General features: G+C 41.0%; 2 protein-coding genes. Both read left to right on the plus strand.

The window, feature by feature from the left end:
- Positions 1-171: MotA/TolQ/ExbB proton channel family protein (locus UC75_RS19755; protein ID WP_228137201.1), on the plus strand; the 171-nt coding region annotated here is incomplete at its 5' end.
- A gap of 14 nt (positions 172-185) precedes the next feature.
- On the plus strand, positions 186-559 hold a 374-nt coding region (locus UC75_RS02035), incomplete at its 3' end, for an ExbD/TolR family protein (protein WP_049836515.1).

The raw sequence follows: 559 nt of genomic DNA on the forward strand, positions 1-559 counted from the left end.
ACCACAGCTGTGGGAATGTTAATTGCAATTCCTGCTCTAATTGCTTATCGCTATTTCCAAAGAGTAGTGCAAGATTATATTGCTGAATTAGAACAGCAATCGACCTTGTTTCATGCTTCCTTGTTCTATAAGCGTTCTTCGTCTGTAGCTGAACACCGCCGTGTTGGTTAAGAGGTGGACGCCAAATGAAGTTTAAACGTTCTCAAGTTGAAGACATTCATATCAATTTAACGCCTATGATTGATTGTTTGTTATTCATTTTGGTTTTTTTATTGCTGTCGACCACTTTTAATCAGCCAAGTCGCATCAATTTAACATTACCAGATGCACAAGGTGTTCCACCAAAACAGTACGATCATAAAATTGAAGTCGTGGTAGACTCTGCTGGTCATTATGCTGTGAATGGTCAAGCGCTTTCATCTAAAGAGGTTGCTGATCTGAGTACTGCAATTAAGCAAGTTGCTCAAGAGCACCGTGACTTTATGTTCATCATTGCTGCGGATGCCAAAGCGTCTCATCAGGATGTAATTCGCGTTATGGATGTGGCAGGACAACTCGG

It is taken from the genome of Acinetobacter sp. V2 (assembly GCF_001188385.1).
Lineage (GTDB): Bacteria > Pseudomonadota > Gammaproteobacteria > Pseudomonadales > Moraxellaceae > Acinetobacter > Acinetobacter oleivorans.